The 16,606-nt window shown below is 42.6% G+C and carries 14 protein-coding genes and 1 tRNA gene; 8 read left to right on the forward strand and 7 right to left on the reverse strand.

All coding sequences use genetic code 11. The annotated features are described in order from the left end of the window. Positions 1–58 precede the first annotated feature (58 nt). The 5 genes from FGL37_RS15540 (at position 59) to FGL37_RS15560 (ending at position 5,572) form a co-directional block, all read left to right on the forward strand. Positions 59–838 (forward strand): N-formylglutamate amidohydrolase, encoded by a 780-nt coding sequence (locus FGL37_RS15540; protein WP_051606616.1) that lies wholly within the window; start codon positions 59–61, stop codon positions 836–838. After that, a complete protein-coding gene (locus FGL37_RS15545) occupies positions 828–2,660 on the forward strand; it encodes a peptidase MATCAP family protein (RefSeq protein WP_028069106.1) in 1,833 nt (610 codons plus the stop codon). Before FGL37_RS15540 ends, FGL37_RS15545 begins: the two co-directional genes overlap by 11 nt. Positions 2,661–2,670: 10 nt before the next feature. Beyond that, the gene (locus FGL37_RS15550) at positions 2,671–3,672 is read left to right on the forward strand and encodes an ATP-grasp domain-containing protein (RefSeq protein WP_028069105.1); all 1,002 of its coding nucleotides are present in this window, start codon (positions 2,671–2,673) and stop codon (positions 3,670–3,672) included. Positions 3,673–3,786: 114 nt separating this feature from the next. Then, on the forward strand, positions 3,787–4,770 hold the full coding sequence (lplA, locus tag FGL37_RS15555; RefSeq protein ID WP_028069104.1) for a lipoate--protein ligase: 984 nt from the start codon (positions 3,787–3,789) through the stop codon (positions 4,768–4,770). 34 nt (positions 4,771–4,804) lie between these two features. Further along, positions 4,805–5,572: a methyltransferase domain-containing protein gene (locus FGL37_RS15560; protein ID WP_028069103.1), complete on the forward strand. Its 768-nt coding sequence runs from the start codon at positions 4,805–4,807 to the stop codon at positions 5,570–5,572. Here the strand turns inward: FGL37_RS15560 and ybaK are convergent. Next, a complete protein-coding gene (ybaK, locus tag FGL37_RS15565; protein ID WP_028069102.1) occupies positions 5,569–6,057 on the reverse strand; it encodes a Cys-tRNA(Pro) deacylase in 489 nt (162 codons plus the stop codon). The two genes, FGL37_RS15560 and ybaK, sit on opposite strands and share 4 nt — an antisense overlap. 4 nt (positions 6,058–6,061) lie before the next feature. Continuing rightward, positions 6,062–7,717, reverse strand: a complete 1,656-nt coding sequence (locus tag FGL37_RS15570; protein ID WP_028069101.1) for a DNA polymerase/3'-5' exonuclease PolX — start codon at positions 7,715–7,717, stop codon at positions 6,062–6,064. A gap of 256 nt (positions 7,718–7,973) precedes the next feature. Between FGL37_RS15570 and FGL37_RS15575 the strand changes: the two genes are divergently transcribed. Then, positions 7,974–9,098 (forward strand): lipid II:glycine glycyltransferase FemX, encoded by a 1,125-nt coding sequence (locus tag FGL37_RS15575; protein ID WP_028069100.1) that lies wholly within the window; start codon positions 7,974–7,976, stop codon positions 9,096–9,098. A gap of 3 nt (positions 9,099–9,101) precedes the next feature. Here FGL37_RS15575 and FGL37_RS15580 read toward each other — a convergent pair whose 3' ends face one another. Then, entirely contained in the window at positions 9,102–10,358 is a 1,257-nt protein-coding gene (locus FGL37_RS15580) for a BamA/TamA family outer membrane protein (RefSeq protein ID WP_028069099.1), read from the reverse strand. A 289-nt stretch (positions 10,359–10,647) separates the two neighbouring features. Between FGL37_RS15580 and FGL37_RS15585 the strand changes: the two genes are divergently transcribed. Beyond that, complete coding sequence (locus FGL37_RS15585; RefSeq protein ID WP_081817810.1) at positions 10,648–11,076, forward strand: nuclear transport factor 2 family protein; 429 nt, start codon at positions 10,648–10,650, stop codon at positions 11,074–11,076. Between the two features lie 82 nt (positions 11,077–11,158). Here FGL37_RS15585 and FGL37_RS15590 read toward each other — a convergent pair. The 3 genes from FGL37_RS15590 to FGL37_RS15600 form a co-directional block, all read right to left on the reverse strand. Continuing rightward, positions 11,159–11,232, reverse strand: a tRNA-Ala gene (locus tag FGL37_RS15590). A 77-nt stretch (positions 11,233–11,309) separates the two neighbouring features. After that, positions 11,310–12,053, reverse strand: coding sequence for a BlaB/IND/MUS family subclass B1 metallo-beta-lactamase (gene bla / locus FGL37_RS15595; protein ID WP_081817809.1), 744 nt, complete (start codon positions 12,051–12,053; stop codon positions 11,310–11,312). A gap of 48 nt (positions 12,054–12,101) precedes the next feature. After that, complete coding sequence (locus FGL37_RS15600) at positions 12,102–12,464, reverse strand: cupin domain-containing protein (RefSeq protein ID WP_037532524.1); 363 nt, start codon at positions 12,462–12,464, stop codon at positions 12,102–12,104. A gap of 195 nt (positions 12,465–12,659) precedes the next feature. Between FGL37_RS15600 and FGL37_RS15605 the strand changes: the two genes are divergently transcribed. Beyond that, positions 12,660–14,570, forward strand: coding sequence for an AAA domain-containing protein (locus FGL37_RS15605; RefSeq protein WP_028069096.1), 1,911 nt, complete (start codon positions 12,660–12,662; stop codon positions 14,568–14,570). Between the two features lie 441 nt (positions 14,571–15,011). Here FGL37_RS15605 and FGL37_RS15610 read toward each other — a convergent pair whose 3' ends face one another. After that, a complete protein-coding gene (locus tag FGL37_RS15610) occupies positions 15,012–16,541 on the reverse strand; it encodes an acyl-CoA dehydrogenase family protein (RefSeq protein WP_028069095.1) in 1,530 nt (509 codons plus the stop codon). Positions 16,542–16,606 lie beyond the last annotated feature (65 nt).

Genomic DNA, 16,606 nt, shown 5'->3' on the forward strand with positions numbered 1-16,606 from the left:
TCCAAATGTTTATTGAATGGAGTCAAAAGAGATCAGTACACTGTTTTAAATAGAATACATGCCATTAACATATCTTTATCAAATTGACAATCAGGAGAGTCCTTTCTGGGCGTTTGCCGTGCATGACGGACATCATGTTGATCCAGCATTAGCACCCTATATGGCTATCTCTCCTCAAGATCGGCTGCGTGAGGAAGATCCGTATACGGCAATTTTGGCAGAACTGCCATGTAACCGCTTTGTCTGTGGCACTTCCAGGTTTCAGATCGATCTCAATCGGAATAAAGGAGAGGCACTCTATCTGCGTCCCGAACAATCTTGGGGAATCAAGGTCTGGCACAATGAATTGCCCTCGCATATAAAAAAACAGATCTATGATATCTATGATGATCTCTATAAGGAAATAGAGTTGCAAATTTCGGAAACGATCAGCCGTTTCGGTTATTTTGTCATATTTGATATCCATAGTTATAATGCTTTGCGCGATGGTCCTACAGCGACACTTGACAGGAGCAGTAATCCACAGATCAATATTGGGACCTCCCATAATCGGGATAAGTGGCGTGCATTGACAAACTCTTTACTGGATATCCTTAAAAAAGGTAAAGATGGACAGACATATGATGTGCGTGAAAATGTCAAATTTAAAGGTGGCTTTCTGTCAGCGTATCTAAATTCGAAGTTTGGTGATAAGGGGTGCATCTTTTCTATAGAATTTCGTAAAGATTTCATGAATGAATGGACAGGGCAGGTTTTTCCACAGAAGCTTCAGGAATACAAGCAGTTATTGATGCAAACTATGGAAACGCTAGAATCTTATTTTGCCTATGAAAAATAAGGAGCGGCAGCTGGCGGCTGTTTTAAAGAAAATTAAGAGCAAAGAGGTTTTTCATGTTCAGATACCTCCCAAAAATAAGTTGGTGTTTAACCAGGTCGTTCCCTATATATTTTTATATAGACAGTTTTTCAGCCCTGACCCGATGCTGGCCGAACTAGTGAAATCCGAACCTGCTTATTTTCGTGTTAAAGATCCAGAATTAAATGTCTCGGACTGGATCGGTCCTATACTTAATCAGCTTGTTGAAGAGTTTGGTGCCTGTCTGATTATTGAGGCCTGGACAGCAAGTCCAGGGCAGGAAGAGGATATTCAAATTCATATTGCCCGAAAAAATGTACAGGCAATCGCACAGTATCTGGGCAAACAATTGACTTCGGAGGAGTCTATTGCAAAAGTGGAGATTATAACCGATTCAAAATCCAGCGCTACGCAGAGTCTTTCTCCGGCAAGTGTGCAGCTTGACAATTTAAATAGCAATATCTTGTATATGGGTTTGGAGATCAAGCCCAAATACCTACTCGGTTCCAATCAGCAGATATTGCCTATAGATCTCCGTCATTTCCGGGAAGCTATATCCAGGAGTCTGTCAAAGACTTTTTTTGAATTTATCCGGATACATACAGTTTCGAAGCCTACATCGTTTAAAATAAGCCATCCTAAAAAGATGCTTCCCCTGGCATGGGAGATTGATCAAAAATTGGCTCGTGAAAGCCAGAGATTTGATTTTCTCCTGTTGATTACGCCTACTAATTCCTATGATGCCTGGCTACAGTTCAAAAAGGGGAGTTATCGTAAAGTTCCGGTTTTCCGTTATCGTCCAATGCCCATTGACCCCGATATTATCAAGCGCAATCTATATAACCTACATATTGAAGATCTGTACGATCCTTCGATTGCGTATTTATTTCGGGACAAACGGAAGGAATTGGATCAAATGATGAGCATGCTCAGTGAGCGTGGGAAAGAAGGCTTTTTGCTGGGCAGTATGCAAGTTTTTGGTACGGTAAACGAAAAACTTCTGGAGAAAGCACAAGCTATTTTGACCATTACAGCGACAGATACAGAGAATAGGGGCCGAGAGGAGGATGTGGTGTACGCTGATGAGTTTGCAAAGCTCGCACAGGAAGAACTGAATTATCTCAAAATGCAAGAGCCCAACTTTGGGACAACCGTCAGGCTTCGGGATGATATCTACGGGGTTATGGTAAACCAAGGTGTGCTGAATATCAGTAAGCAGTATAGCTTACCACGCAGTAGGGTAAAAGCATTGATTCAGCATGAAGTGGGTACCCATATCGTGACCTATTACAATGGCAAACAGCAACCGTTTAGTCTTTTTAGGCTAGGCGTCCCCGGTTACGAAAAACTTCAGGAAGGACTGGCTGTACTTGCTGAATATTTGGTGGGCGGATTAACCAACAACAGGTTGCGCATACTTGCGGGACGTGTGGTGGCCGTACACCACATGCAGCAAGGAAATACGTTCTTGGATACATTCTTCCTGTTGGTAGACAAGCATCGGTTTATTCCCGAGACCGCCTTTCAGATGACCATGCGTGTTTATAGAAGCGGTGGGCTTACCAAGGATGCATTGTACTTAAGTGGCTTGATCGAATTGATCAATTATATCAAAACTGGCCGTGATCTTACCTTATTGACCATGGGCAAGATTCGGGAAGACTATATTCCCATTGTTGAGGAATTAATGCTTAAAGGAATGCTCAAGGAACCGGTACTGACTCCGAGATACCTCACATCCCCCTATACGGACGTCTTGTCGACGTTAAAGGAAAATAAAGGAATATTTCAAATGATACAATAAGTGGAACTCTATGAAGATTGCATTCGTTATTAATCAAACCCACAAAGAAACCGAGCGTTTCACGACCACCCTTCTTGCTTTAAAAGCGCATCAGCTGGGACATGAAATTTATTACATTGGCTTAGCAGATTTTTATTATGAATCAGCCCACATCGCGGCACATGTCCGTGCCGTATTGCCCGAGCAGCACATCATGTCGGCCAAAGCGTTGATGGAGGCGCTGCGTAACTGCAAAAAGATAAAGATGGAATTGGAGATCATGGATGTCGTCTGGCTGAGGTTCGACCCTGTATTGGATATGGTTAACCGTCCTTGGGCGGCTTCATCTGCTTTGCAGTTCGCATCTTTATTAAAGGAAAAAGGTGTTCAGGTAATCAATGATCCAGATAGTTTGAGTCGGGCAAGTAACAAATTATATCTTGAGGGTTTTGACGAGACGATCCGACCAAAAACGATTGTGACCAGAAACTATGCCGATGTGGTCGATTTTTTTGAGAAGCAGAATAAACTCATCATTTTAAAACCTTTAAAAGGCTCTGGTGGTAAAAACGTTTTTCTGATCAATAAGGAGAATCAGCAGAACCTCAAACAGACGGTGGAGGCTATTGCGCGGGATGGATATGTGATTGGACAAGAATATCTTCATGAAGCTGCTCAGGGAGATATCCGATTCTTTTTATTAAATGGCGAGCCGATATTAATCAATGGCAAATTTGCGGCAGTTCATCGTGTACAACAGGGGAATGAGATTCGGAGCAATGTACATCAGGGCGCTAAGACCCAAGCAGCGCAGATTACGCCCGAATTGTTGTTAATGGTAGACAAAGTCAAGGATAAACTTATTCAGGATGGAATGTATTTTGTCGGTCTGGATATCGTTGGCGACCGTATTATGGAAATCAACGTTTTTAGTCCGGGAGCATTGTGCCAGACCGAAGAGATCGTCAAAGAGGACTTTTCTACCTTTATCATTAAACAACTTGAAACAAAAATAAGTTTGCAAAAAGCGTAATAACTGTTTGCCCGGAATGCTCCCACTTTTTGGCCAGACTCTGCGGGAAATTATGAGTTTGAGATGAAGTGAGCCTCTTGTTTTCTTCTTATTTTTGAAAAAATATAAAATACGATGCTCTTTATAGATTCACCCTCGAATAACCCCTATTTTAATATTGCTTCCGAAGAATATCTGCTGAGCAAGTATCCACGTGAAAGCATCTTTCTGCTGTACGTCAATGAGCCTTCGATCATTATCGGCAAGTTCCAGAATACGCTGGCTGAAATAAATCTTGATTATGTCAGGCAGCACGATATTAAAGTGGTGCGGCGCATGTCGGGAGGTGGGGCCGTGTACCATGATATGGGCAATCTCAATTTTTCATTCCATACGCTATTGGGCAATCTCGATTTTATGGACTTTTCGACATTCACCCAGCCCATTGTCACTATCTTGAATAAACTGGGTATTCCGGCAAAGCTTCAGGGCAGGAATGATCTATTGGTTGACGGCAAGAAGTTTAGCGGCAATGCGAAGCTCGTAAAAAATGGTAAAATGATCCAGCATGGTACGATTTTAATTGATTCACAGATGGAGGTTTTGGGGGAAGCGCTGATCACAAATCCGCTTAAATTTGTAGATAAGGCCGTAAAATCAAACCGTGCTCGTGTCACCAATTTAATCGGTTATCTACCTGACGATTTTACGACCATAAAATTCAAGGACTTATTGATCGCAGAGATGAAGCAAGAAAATACAGATGCTGAAATGGTCCGTTTGACTCCAGACGATATCCGTGATATTGAGGAACTGGTTAGGGACAAATATGAGACCTGGGATTGGAATTTTGGTTTTTCTCCGAACTACAATTTTAAGAAAGCGATTAAAATTCCGGCAGGTTTTATCGAGCTGCACCTCGATGTTCACAAAGGCTATATCGAGCAAGCTAAAATTTTTGGTGATTTTTTTGCATCCAAACCCATTCTTGAGCTGGAACAGCTTTTGCTCGGTAAGCGCCACCAGCTGGCAGAGATAGAAACGGTACTAGATACAGTGGATCTGACGGGCTATTTTGGTAAAGTTGACGTCAGCGAAGTCTTGGAACTGTTTAAATAAATATTGCAAACTATTAAACACAGAATTATAAGCTATGCCCTGGAATCCAAAGTTATACAATCAATTCAAAGATATTCGCTTCAAGCCATTTCAGGATCTGTCTGCATTAATTGTGTCAGAACCAAGGATGAAAGCGGTAGACCTAGGATGTGGCACTGGTGAGCAAACCGCGATCCTCAGCGAACGGTTTCCGCAAGCCACATTTCTTGGTCTGGATGCCTCCGCAGAGATGCTATCGAATAGCGATCAGCTTGCTCATGGACGTTTACAGTTTAGCAATAGCAGTGTTGAAGATTTTCTCGGCACAGCAGAGACATGGGATCTGATTTTTAGCAACGCGGCCTTACAATGGCTGGACGATCATCGTATACTTTTTCCTAAACTTATTTCGAAGTTGACTCGGGGAGGCCAATTGGCTATTCAAATGCCTTTACAGCCAGAAAATGTGCTTAATAAAATACTGATAGAAATGGCGGCGGAAGAACCTTTTTGTTCTTACTTGAAGGGTTGGAATAGGGTGTCGCCCGTGTTAAGTCTCGATGATTATGCAGAACTATTGTATAAAGAGGGGCTGGTCCAGCTCGACCTCTCCATCCGCGTTTATCCGATAGTGGCTGATTCGGAAAAAATGCTTTATGAATTCATCGCCGGTTCGGCGTTGATTCCTTATATGGAGCATTTGGAGAAGGAAAGACATCAATTATTCATTCATGCGTTTAGGTCACGTATCAGAGCACATTTTCCCGAATTTCCGGCAATATACCCGTTTAAGCGACTCTTGCTTTACGGCCGTAGGGCTTAGGTCCCCGCATTGGTGCTGATGAGATCGGACCAGACCGCTTGGGTTAACCCGGCAAGATCGTCAGGATCCAGCAACATCTGAAGACCGCGTTTGCCCGCGCTGACCGAAATCCGCTCTTCCAGCTGAGCAGTTTCTTCGATAAATGTGGGAAATAATTTTTTCATGCCGATAGGGGAACAGCCGCCTCGGACATATCCAGTGACGGTTACAAGATCTTTCAGCGGGAGCATTTCACAATTTTTATTTCCTGAAGCTTTTGCGATTTTTTTTAAGTCCAGCTGTGCGTTTCCCGGTACTATCGCGACAAGGTAAGGGTCTTTATTGCCCTTTAATACCAAGGTTTTATAGAGCACTTCCGGCGATAGCCCCATGGAAAGCGCGACATGCCCAGCGCTGACATCTTGTTCGTCCACCTCGTACTCTTTTAATTCATAGGGGACTTTGACCCTGTCCAAAAGGCGTACAGCATTCGTTTTATGTAGCATACGATTATTTTAGACTATTAAAATAAGCTGTAATTTCACTTTGCGAATATGTATTCAGGCAGTTTTTTGCTTCGAGCCCTCCTTTTTGCGCAACCAGAATGCCATACTGCATATCCAGCAGGCCTTCGGTACGGTGGGCATCTGGATTTATAGATAAAATAACACCTTTCTCAACTGCGTAACGATGCCATCTCCAATCTAAGTCGAGCCTTAGGGGATTGGCATTTATCTCAATGACAACCTTATTTGCGGCGCAAGCGTCGATGATCTTTTCATAATCCAAAGGATACCCGGATCTACTCAGCAAAAGCCGGCCTGTTGGATGTCCTAGTATCGTGGTATAAGGGTTTTCGATTGCCTTAATCAGTCGGGCTGTTGCCTTTTCTTTATCCATCTTTAGATTGGAGTGTACAGAAGCCACGACAAAATCAAATTTTGCGAGAATTTCATCCGGATAATCTAGTGATCCGTCGCTCAAAATATCAGATTCTATGCCTCTGAAAATTTTAAACGGGGCGAGTTGCTGATTTAACAGTGCTATTTCGTCCCATTGTTGTTGAAGCCGTTCGATAGAAAGGCCATTAGCATAAACCGCAGTTCGGGAGTGGTCACATATCCCTAGGTATTCAAGGCCTAATTGGTTTTTGCAATATAGTGCCATTTGTTCGAGACTATGCACGCCGTCACTGTATGTGGAATGATTATGTAAGGTTCCTTTAAGATCTTTGAACTGAATGAGCTGAGGCAGGGTATGGTCCTGCGCCTGTCGTATTTCATCCAGACCCTCCCGTAGTTCTGGCTCAATGTAGTCGAGGCCCAGGTTTCTATAGACAGCTTCTTCACTTGAAAGCGAGGGTAGATCAGGCAGAATTTGGAACAATTGTTCCAGATGAGCCGTGGAGCCGGTACTTAGTATAAGATCGCGATAAAAATCATTGATATTGCTACTGAAGACTTTGAATGTAAAACCCAGTTCATCGGTTACCTCCAATGAATTTTCTGTTTTCTCTACTAAGGTGTAGCTGCTGAGAAATTTTTCCACCGTTTCAATATTCTCGGAAATTAGTACGTCAACAGTACTCAATACTTCACATTTTCTCCTGAAATCACCGGTAAACGATAGCAGGGAAGAAGGAAAATGTGTTTTTAACATATTAAAGAATATATTTGCCTGAGATAGCACTTTGGCGTACAAAAACCATCCCTGGTTTGAGATAGAAAATTCTATGGATTTTTTTATTTCCTCCTGCGTTTTCAGTCCAAACCCTTTTTCTTCAATCAGGCGATTTTCGTTACAGGCGTAAAGTAATTCTCCTACGCTTTCGATGCCTAGATTTTTCCAGATAATCTGAATTTTCTTCGGTCCTAATCCTTTTATTTGAAGCATATCGACGACACCTGCTGGCGTTTGTTGCAACAAATCCTGCAGTTCCTTAAACGTTCCAGTCCCCGCAACTTCTTTCGCTTTTTCTGCTGTACTTTTTCCAATACCGGGATATGCACTCAATTCTTCGAGCGATGCCTCAACGATCCGTACGGGTAATTTGTCCAGCTTAAAAGACGCGCTTGCCATTGCTTTTGTACGGAATGGATTCTCGTTCTGAAGTTCCATCAGCTGGCTGCACAGTTTAAATATTTTGGAGATCGCTTTATTGTCCATCGTCGTTGTGAATTGTTAGGCTACAAATATCCTAAATTTTGGTACAAAATACCAATTGGCGGGAACAGATAACGCCGTTAAATAATGTGAAAAAGCTGTTTTTTTCTAAAATTGTACTGTTTTTATTTAAATTAACAACAACGTGACAAATAAATAGTCCCATAGCGGGACATTTTGGCTAAGTTTGCCGTTTTTGGGTTGGGAAATCCAGCTGTTTTGTCCTTTGTGACGAAGGATCTTCCAAAAATAGAATTCAATGATAGCAGACATAAATGATAAAGAAGTGAGCGGTCTATATAAGACCGGTATTATTCAGCAGACAGCTTACTGGTCGACTGTAAAGAAAATGCAGGGGATAGAATCCATGGCCTTTAATTTTAAAGCGAAATACTCAGATTTATATGTTGGAGTTGACAATGAAGCCTACTTTGTTGGTGATTTTTTAATTATCATACAGGGGATAGATCGCGATCAAAGCATCGCTTATGTTCCATACGGCCCGGAAGTAGAGCCTTCGGAGGAAAACCAGGGTTATTTTTTAGAACAGCTTTCAGAGAGCCTGCGTTCTTACTTACCGCCCAGTTGCATTATGATACGTTACGATCTTTCGTGGGAATCGCATTGGGCCAAAGATGAAGATTGTTATGATTTGCATGGCAACTGGCTTGGCGTACCAGAGAAACGTATTCAGGAAATGCGTTTTAACTTTAACACAGAAAACTGGAATTTTCATAAAGCCAATACAGACATACTGCCGTCCAATACCATTTTTATGAATCTGCGTACATCAGAAGATCTATTGTTGGCCAATATGAAACCGAAGACACGGTATAACATTCATCTGGCGGACCGAAAGGGGGTAAAAGTACGTTCCTTAGGACTGGAGAGCTTAGCCATCTGGTACGATTTGTACCGACAGACTGCGGTTCGAAACAACTTTTTTCTGCATGATATCAGTTATTTTAAGATTGTGCTGTCGGCAAGAGCTAATGATACGCTGTCGCCAGCTGAGGTGCATTTGCTGGTTGCGGAAGTGGATGCTCAGCCACTCGCGGCGATGTTTTTAGTGATCACAGCCAACCGGGGAACATATCTTTATGGGGCTTCGGCTTCCGAACATCGGAATTATATGGCAACTTATGCCTTGCAGTGGCGTGCTATGCAGATGGCAAAGGAGAAAGGCTGTACAGAATATGACTTCTTTGGTGTGTCGCCACAAGCTGACCCATCTCATCCTTTATATGGTCTTTATCGGTTCAAAACAGGTTTTGGAGGAGATATTTACCATCGCATGGGCTGTTGGGACTATCCTTTGAATAGCGACAGGTACAGATATTACACCTCCATGGAGTTTAAAAATCAAAGCTATCACTTGAGTTAATATTTAAAATACCTCACCCAAGGTTAACCTTACACCACGGTGATTGGTACTGATACCGTAATCAATTCCGATGTTGGTGCCTGAGTTTTTATTGAATTTGATCCTGGCACCGGCACCGGTACCGATGTTCCAGTCTGCAAACATACTATTTTTCGGACCATTGACTGTTGTAAAGTTCAGAAATGTCACAAAGCCCAATAGGCCATTTTTGGTAATGTCTCGCCGATATTCCGTTTCCAGATAATAGAGGGATTTGCCGCGGAATCGACTTACGGGAAATCCTCTTCCGGAGCTATTGTAAGGGTCCCAACCCAAGTTTGGCAAATCGAGATAGGGCGCTTTGCTATTAAATACGGTCCAAAAAAAACTGCGTACAGCAATCATGTTCTGTCGATTGGGATCCCTTGTCAGCCGGTGATATCTGCGGACTTCAAGAAATAGCGATTTCCAGTTTTGGTCACTGCCCAAAAATGTGGGGTTTATCCGAAATTGGAGGTTAGCATAATTGCCAGACCATGTGTTGATTGAGTTGGCGCGGGTATCATAAATGAAGTTTAGACTGACACCTGAGGAGATGGTATGGTCCTTTTGTTCTGTGCCATAAGGATAAGCGGTATAATCTTGCAGTAGAATATCGCCCGTTGACCTAATATTCATTCTATAATCCAGATCATACCCAATCCCCATAAACAATCCGCCATGAATACGTTTTAACGCATGCTGATAAAGTCTGAAGTAGGTGTAATCTAAATTGATCTTCTGGTCTCCCGCATGTTCTTTACCTATACCCCAGGTTTCATGGGGATATTTCAGGAGCCGGATATCACCATCTATCACCCATGTATTTTCTTTCAACCAAACGTATGAACGGATTGGCAAGCCAAACCGCTTTGCAAAATTTGTATATGGCGTGAACGTGAGTTTCGACATATAGGTGTTTTTACGGTCACCCAGATAGAATCCTGCTGTTGTGCTTGTGATCAAAGCATGGCCGCCGCCCGGAACATTGGTTGAAAACGGCAAAAAAGAAAAATAGACCTTTTTTCCTGTGCTGTCCACGGACTTGGGCGGTTTGATCTTCAGAATCTCTTTTCCAATGTCGATGAGATCTCGCTGTTTACTGGTATCGGCAACGTGTTTGGTAGTTTCTATTTCATTGACAGGACGCTGGGCGTACGCATCAACATGCAATACCGTTGATACAGCCACAATGGTGGCAATCTTGCAGAAAAAAAGGTGTCGTCTATAGTCGTGTGCCATGAAAGCACGCAATCTAAGAGGAATTAAACAAAATTACAATATTGTAAAGAATATTTTATTTGTCTTGTCGTCTTTTGGCTATGGTGCCGACCTTCGGTAATCTATTCACCTATAAAAAAGCAACATTTACCGACTTTAATGCAATGTTAATCTAAAAGTAATGAAATACACATCTTAGTTGTCTTAAATTTGAATCAGAAAATAAATAAGAAAAACGTGCAACAATAAAGGATCCTGTACGACAATAAAATAAGAAAAATATACTAATACATTATAAAACAGAAAAGAAATGAAAAACTTAGTAAAAACATTTGTAGCGGCTGCAATGATAGCCATCACAACATGCTCCATGGCTTCGGTTAAACCAGAGGAGCGTAATCTTGTCACAGCGGATCTGGCGGTGGACGAATATGTAGGAGCAATGACGGAAGGACAGGTAATGTATCTGGATAAATTGTTTACATCGGATTTCAATCAGAAAATATGCGGTAAACAGGACCTAAGTCACAGCCGTTCGCAAATGATCGAGTTTCTGAAAAAACAAAAGGGAATAAAAATGAACTGTAAAACCACGACCCAGATTGTTGAAGAGCTGCCAGATTATGCCATTGCAAAAATAACTATGCAGTTTGACGGATTTTCAAAAACCGATCTGATTACACTTGTCAAAGAGAATGGTACTTGGAAAGTTTCCAAGTCCGTTAACTCATACCGATAATAGTGCGGTAGTACACCAATAAGATAAGAGCAAAAAGTTTATCAGCAAAAAAGGTTACCCGAACAAGGTAACCTTTTTATTGTGGAGCATATCAGATTCGAACTGACCACCTCTTCGCTGCCAGCGAAGCGCTCTAGCCAAATGAGCTAATGCCCCTTTCTGTATTTCTGCCGCTAAGATAATACTTTTTTGTAAAAACCAAATCGGTTTTTTTGTTTTTTTGACTACAGTTTTTATTGCTTCTCGTTAAGCAGCTCTTCGGTTCGCTTGATCTGTCCTTGGTCTTGCCACTCATCATGCCCCGGAATAACCCTATTTATTTGCGGATATTTGCTTAATAATCTGGCCAATGAGGGCTTCCAGGCTTTGACATCACCATCGCCTACAAAACCTAGATTTTGGGCATCGCTACTTTTGATAAAGCAGCCGCCGTCGAGAATTTGATAGTCTGGAAACCAAACTACCACGTTGTCGAGGGAATGTCCAGGACCAAAGAAATTGAGAACAAACGATTGGCCGCCTATTTTATAAGTTTTATTGATTTCCGCGAGGTGTGTCGCTTGCGCTTTATTGTTTGCTTTCAGTAGGTCATTGGTTTTTTGGGTTGCATAAGTAGGAATTCCTATTTTGTTATAATAGGCAAATCCCCCCGCGCGGTCCTCATGCCAGTGTGTGGCATAAACTGCGATAACTGGTAGTTGATGTTTATGTTGAATGCTGTCCAACAGTGGCTGATATTGGGTGGAATCCCAAGGGGTGTCAAAAACGACTACGCCTTTTTTTGTGATTAAATAGACTGCGTTAGCGGCGTATCGGGTTCCTTCAAAAGTGTTGTAGGTCGTAAAGAGGTAAAGCTGGGAATTGATTTTTTCAATCGATAATGGCTTTTCTTGAGCCTGTAAAGAGGATAGGACGCATAAATTAACAAGTAACAAATACATCTTCACTCTGAGCAACTTGAATATATTTTTTGACATAATTAAATAAACGCTGGTCCGACTTGAATATTGTGCTCAGTAGTCCACTTAAGTTTTGGATGATGCAGTTTCCACGAAATCTTCGCGATAAGGTGTGAAAGAATCGATCAATTCGCCTTCTTCAAGGCACTCGCAGCCATGGATGTACCCCGGGTACACAATACAGGAGTCGCCGGCGGTTAAAATGCGGTCGATACCGTTGATATGATAGTTGAATTTTCCAGTATTTACGTAGGATATTTGTGTATGTGGGTGCTGATGTAGTGCACCGATGGCTCCTTTTTTGAACTGTACCTTCATGACCATGAGTTGTTCATTATATACCAATATTTTACGTCGGACACCGTCACCCAGATCCTCCCATTGGAGCTCGCTATCAGGTAAGAATATTTCGCTGTTTTTTTCTTTCATAGTAATATGATGTTAAAACTGTACCAATGATAATAAACAAATAGGAAATTCTATGCTAGAACGAAACTTTCCTGCCGTTTTGCCCATTTGCAAAACAAATGTAAAGCTAAAAAATATCGCGAGGATAATTGGCGCTATAAATGAAATATTGGAAAAAACACTTACTTTGTTCCCTGATAAACTCAACACCTTGACATGGACTATTTCGATGATCTTATTAACCTGCTAGAGGAAGAACAGCAATACGATAAAATTCAGCACGAAACATTACTATTGCAGAATAATCTAAATGAAAGAAGAATGCTTGGGGTCACTTGGTTTCCTATTCGTATAACAGACAGCGAGCTGGGTAGGGGTGACTATTTAACCGTAAGTATAAGTCGGGCGAATTTTTTGGAATTCGAACATAAATTTCGTTTTGGAATGCCTGTTTCATTATTTTCAAACCATGCTCCGGAAACAGATCGGATAGACGGTGTCACAAATTGGGTGGGTAAAGATCAGATGCGAATATCATTTCGTGTGGACGAACTGCCCGACTGGACGCGACGGGGTAAACTCGGAGTGGATCTTTTATTTGATGAGCATTCCTACCGGCAGATGTTTTCTGCTTTACAAAAAGCGAAGGAAATGGCCATCCTGTCGGATGAGGGAATATTCATTAGAAAGCTTATTGGTGCCGAACAGCTTTCGAACACCAATATACAGGAGTTTTATCACTGTCCATCGCTGAACGCCAGCCAAAATAGAGCTGTTCAGCACATTCTGGATACAACGGATATCGCGCTTTTGCATGGGCCGCCCGGAACGGGTAAAACAACCACCTTGGTCAAAGCTGTGGTGGCCTTATTGCAAAACAACAGACAAGTATTGGTTGTCGCACCCAGCAATACAGCTGTGGATTTATTGACTGAACGACTGGACAAGGCAGGTGTAAGAGTGACTCGAATTGGTAACCCGATTAAAGTTTCCGAGCATTTGCAGGAGCTGACGTTGGACGGGAAAATTGACCAACACCGTGCAAATACAGAGATAAGGACGTTGCGAAAGCAGGTCCGAGTATATACAGACATGGCTCAAAAGTATAAACGTCATTTTGGAAAAGCGGAGCGCGAACAGCGCAAAGCGCTGTATGGTGAAGCACATCGGATTCAAAAAGACATCGACCATATACAGGATTTTATTGTGGAAGATATTCTCGACAGTTCCCAAGTAATTACAGCAACACTAATAGGGGCTAATCAGGACGTGATTCGTGACCGTCAATATGATACAGTTGTCATAGATGAGGCTGCACAAGCTCTGGAGCCTGCCTGTTGGATCCCCATCTTAAAAACAGCGAAGCTTGTCCTCGCAGGAGATCACTGTCAGCTGCCGCCAACTGTGAAGTCAAACACACCTACGGCGAGCAAGCTTCATAACACCTTATTTGAAAAGCTTATCAAACTATATCCGCAGGCAATCTGCTTATTGGATGTACAATACCGGATGAACGAGCAGATTATGCAATACCCATCCGCGGCATTGTATGGTGGACTACTAAAGGCGGACGATGCGGTAGCGGGCCGCACTTTACCGCAGGATATAGAGCCTATTTTATTTATTGATACAGCGGGTGCGGGCTATGAAGAAACAGAAACTGACGGTGCAATTAGTAATATCGGCGAAGCCCGTTTTCTCAAGGCACATTTAAAGTCGGAAATACGACATTGGGCCAACGGGGATGATGTGGGCGGATGGCCAAGTATTGGCATTATTGCTCCGTACCGGCAGCAGGTTGCGCAGCTGATAGAAATCTTCGAACAGGACGAAGAGCTGGTTGCTTATGCAGCTATTCTACAGGTACAGACAATCGATAGTTTCCAGGGGCAGGAGAAGGATATCATATACATCAGCTTGACGCGAAGCAATTTTTCACAGCAGATCGGATTTTTATCCGATGTACGGCGAATGAATGTGGCCATGACGCGCGCAAAAAAGAAACTGGTTGTTATTGGCGACAGTGCAACAATCGGGACACATCCTTTTTATAAAGAATTTATCGGCTATGCCGAGCGCATTGGGCACTATCATAGCGTTTGGGAGTGGGATATAGCGAATTTATAAGAGACTGTCATTGATTTATGCATGGCCGGTCTAGGCATAACACTTAAGTTTAGTCGGCTCTGTATGATCATTTTTCTTTCCACACAGATGTTACCATAGGCGCTAGCCTCTCGAGGACCTTTGACTGCGGCTTGGCAATTGGAAAGATTTGGTAGGGACAAAGTCCGTACCAAGCTATTACCAAATTCGGACTGTAAGGGGAGTGAGTCCACAGTGAGTCCACGTTGAGTGTACCTTTTAAGCTGCTTTCACTGTGCGTGCACGTTTCTTACAAGTCGGGGGGAGGCCGGAATTGGCCTTGACTTGTCCATAATCTGTCCAGAAGAAGGGCAAGATATTTAAGGAAATGCGCAATAAAGATCATGACGATAACGTAAAAAGTGGGGCCGTATCAAAATAACTATTTTGATACGGCCCCATTTGCTGTCTCTTATATATATTTTAACTGGCAGAAGATACAAATTTCATCCAATCGCTGTTATCGTAATAGTCGTTTAGTGGATCAGCATGCTGATTGCTCGACAACTGCCCCACGAGCATGGATAGGTCCATGCTCATATGCTGACGGGTGATTTCGGTCATTGTATCATTAAATCCGGCATTGTTGATTTGCAATACATATTGGAAACAGATTACACGGGCTATGATTTTGCCAAGTGTGACCAGGTCACGTTGCTTAGGCTGTAAGGGAAAATTAAAGTCCAGTAAAGTAGGGAAGAAAGGTGCTGCAAGCGCTGTAGCGGAATTTCTTTTCAGGAATGACAGCAAGTTGTTTTCTTTGTTTTTCCGCATTAATTTAGCGATTGCTTCGGCTACTTGAGCATATAGCATTTCGTTGGATCCTTCGAAGATCTGGAAAGGCCTGCTGTCGACCAGCCCACGGCCTGCAACATGATCTAACCGATAACCGTTTGCCCCGGACAATTGTACGCAGATCTGTGCGGCTTCATGCATTAAGTCGGTGACCAGAGCTTTAACACTGTTAGCGTCCATGCTGTGGGCAGAGAGATCGTTGTGAATAGAGCTTATCGAGCTGCTGTGGGCGCACATCGCCGAACAGATGGTAAAAGCTGCTTGTAACCGAGATAGCTGAAACTTGACGGAGTCTATCTCGTTCAAGGGAATACCACCTACACGCCGGGTGGAACAATGTTTCATCGCTTCGTCCAGCATGCGTTTAATAAAACCCATTCCCATTCCCGGAAACTGAAGCCTACTCCTATGCAAGGTGTCGAGCATTAGTTTGATTCCCGTGCTTTCCGGTGTCAGGCGATGATCTTCAGGTACCTCAATATCTATTTTGTTGATTCCGTAAGGAATGGCATATAGACCGAGGCTATTGTATTTTTTCAGTACCTCAATCTTTTGTTCCTGAATGGCATTGTCGGTTACGAAGAAGTCAATATCACGCACAAGTTCACCGTTCTCATTTTTCTTTCGCGCTGTGACAAGCCAAAAGTCTGCAGCACCAGTTAAGCCCTGCCAATGTTTTTCTCCCTGAAGGATATATTTATTGCCTTCTTGATGATATGATGTACGCATATTGAGCGCGTCACTACCGTAAGCCTGTTCTGTGATCATCAGGCCACCCATGGCCTTGTTTGTCAAAAAGCGTTCGAAGATCTTCTCCTGAAGCAGGGGAGGGCCGTATTTGGCGAAAGGCTCCAGAAACAGCGCGATATTAATTCCGAAGATTAATGATAGAGAAAGAGATTCATAAGAGGCAGCCGCTAGTACACCTAAACATTCCTTAACGTGTAAACCTCTACCACCGTGATGTTGCGGTATGGCAACGGATAGAGGGTTCATTGTCATGATTTCGCTCAGGAACTGCGGTGGTAAGCCTCTCGTTAAACTCAGTTTGTTATAATCGTATTCTACATGGAACAGATGGGATAGCTTTTTCTTGAAATTCTCGATAAATAAATCGAAATCCTGCATTTTGTTTGTGTGTTCTAATACGTTGGACATCTTAGATATGGATTAAATGATGAAACATTTTTTTGCAATCGCAGATGTGTGCGTTATAGCTATAC

This window comes from Sphingobacterium thalpophilum (assembly GCF_901482695.1).
GTDB lineage: Bacteria > Bacteroidota > Bacteroidia > Sphingobacteriales > Sphingobacteriaceae > Sphingobacterium > Sphingobacterium thalpophilum.

Excerpts from the sequence above, each read along its gene's own strand:
- FGL37_RS15550 (WP_028069105.1), top strand. The coding sequence starts at position 2,671 with ATGAAGATTGCATTCGTTATTAATCAAACCCACAAAGAAACCGAGCGT.
- bla (WP_081817809.1), bottom strand. The coding sequence starts at position 12,053 with ATGTCAAAAAATATATTCAAGTTGCTCAGAGTGAAGATGTATTTGTTA.
- ybaK (WP_028069102.1), bottom strand. The coding sequence starts at position 6,057 with ATGCTACATAAAACGAATGCTGTACGCCTTTTGGACAGGGTCAAAGTC.
- FGL37_RS15545 (WP_028069106.1), top strand. The coding sequence starts at position 828 with ATGAAAAATAAGGAGCGGCAGCTGGCGGCTGTTTTAAAGAAAATTAAG.
- FGL37_RS15540 (WP_051606616.1), top strand. The coding sequence starts at position 59 with ATGCCATTAACATATCTTTATCAAATTGACAATCAGGAGAGTCCTTTC.
- lplA (WP_028069104.1), top strand. The coding sequence starts at position 3,787 with ATGCTCTTTATAGATTCACCCTCGAATAACCCCTATTTTAATATTGCT.
- FGL37_RS15605 (WP_028069096.1), top strand. The coding sequence starts at position 12,660 with ATGGACTATTTCGATGATCTTATTAACCTGCTAGAGGAAGAACAGCAA.
- FGL37_RS15585 (WP_081817810.1), top strand. The coding sequence starts at position 10,648 with ATGAAAAACTTAGTAAAAACATTTGTAGCGGCTGCAATGATAGCCATC.
- FGL37_RS15580 (WP_028069099.1), bottom strand. The coding sequence starts at position 10,358 with ATGGCACACGACTATAGACGACACCTTTTTTTCTGCAAGATTGCCACC.
- FGL37_RS15610 (WP_028069095.1), bottom strand. The coding sequence starts at position 16,541 with ATGTCCAACGTATTAGAACACACAAACAAAATGCAGGATTTCGATTTA.
- FGL37_RS15575 (WP_028069100.1), top strand. The coding sequence starts at position 7,974 with ATGATAGCAGACATAAATGATAAAGAAGTGAGCGGTCTATATAAGACC.
- FGL37_RS15560 (WP_028069103.1), top strand. The coding sequence starts at position 4,805 with ATGCCCTGGAATCCAAAGTTATACAATCAATTCAAAGATATTCGCTTC.
- FGL37_RS15600 (WP_037532524.1), bottom strand. The coding sequence starts at position 12,464 with ATGAAAGAAAAAAACAGCGAAATATTCTTACCTGATAGCGAGCTCCAA.
- FGL37_RS15570 (WP_028069101.1), bottom strand. The coding sequence starts at position 7,717 with ATGGACAATAAAGCGATCTCCAAAATATTTAAACTGTGCAGCCAGCTG.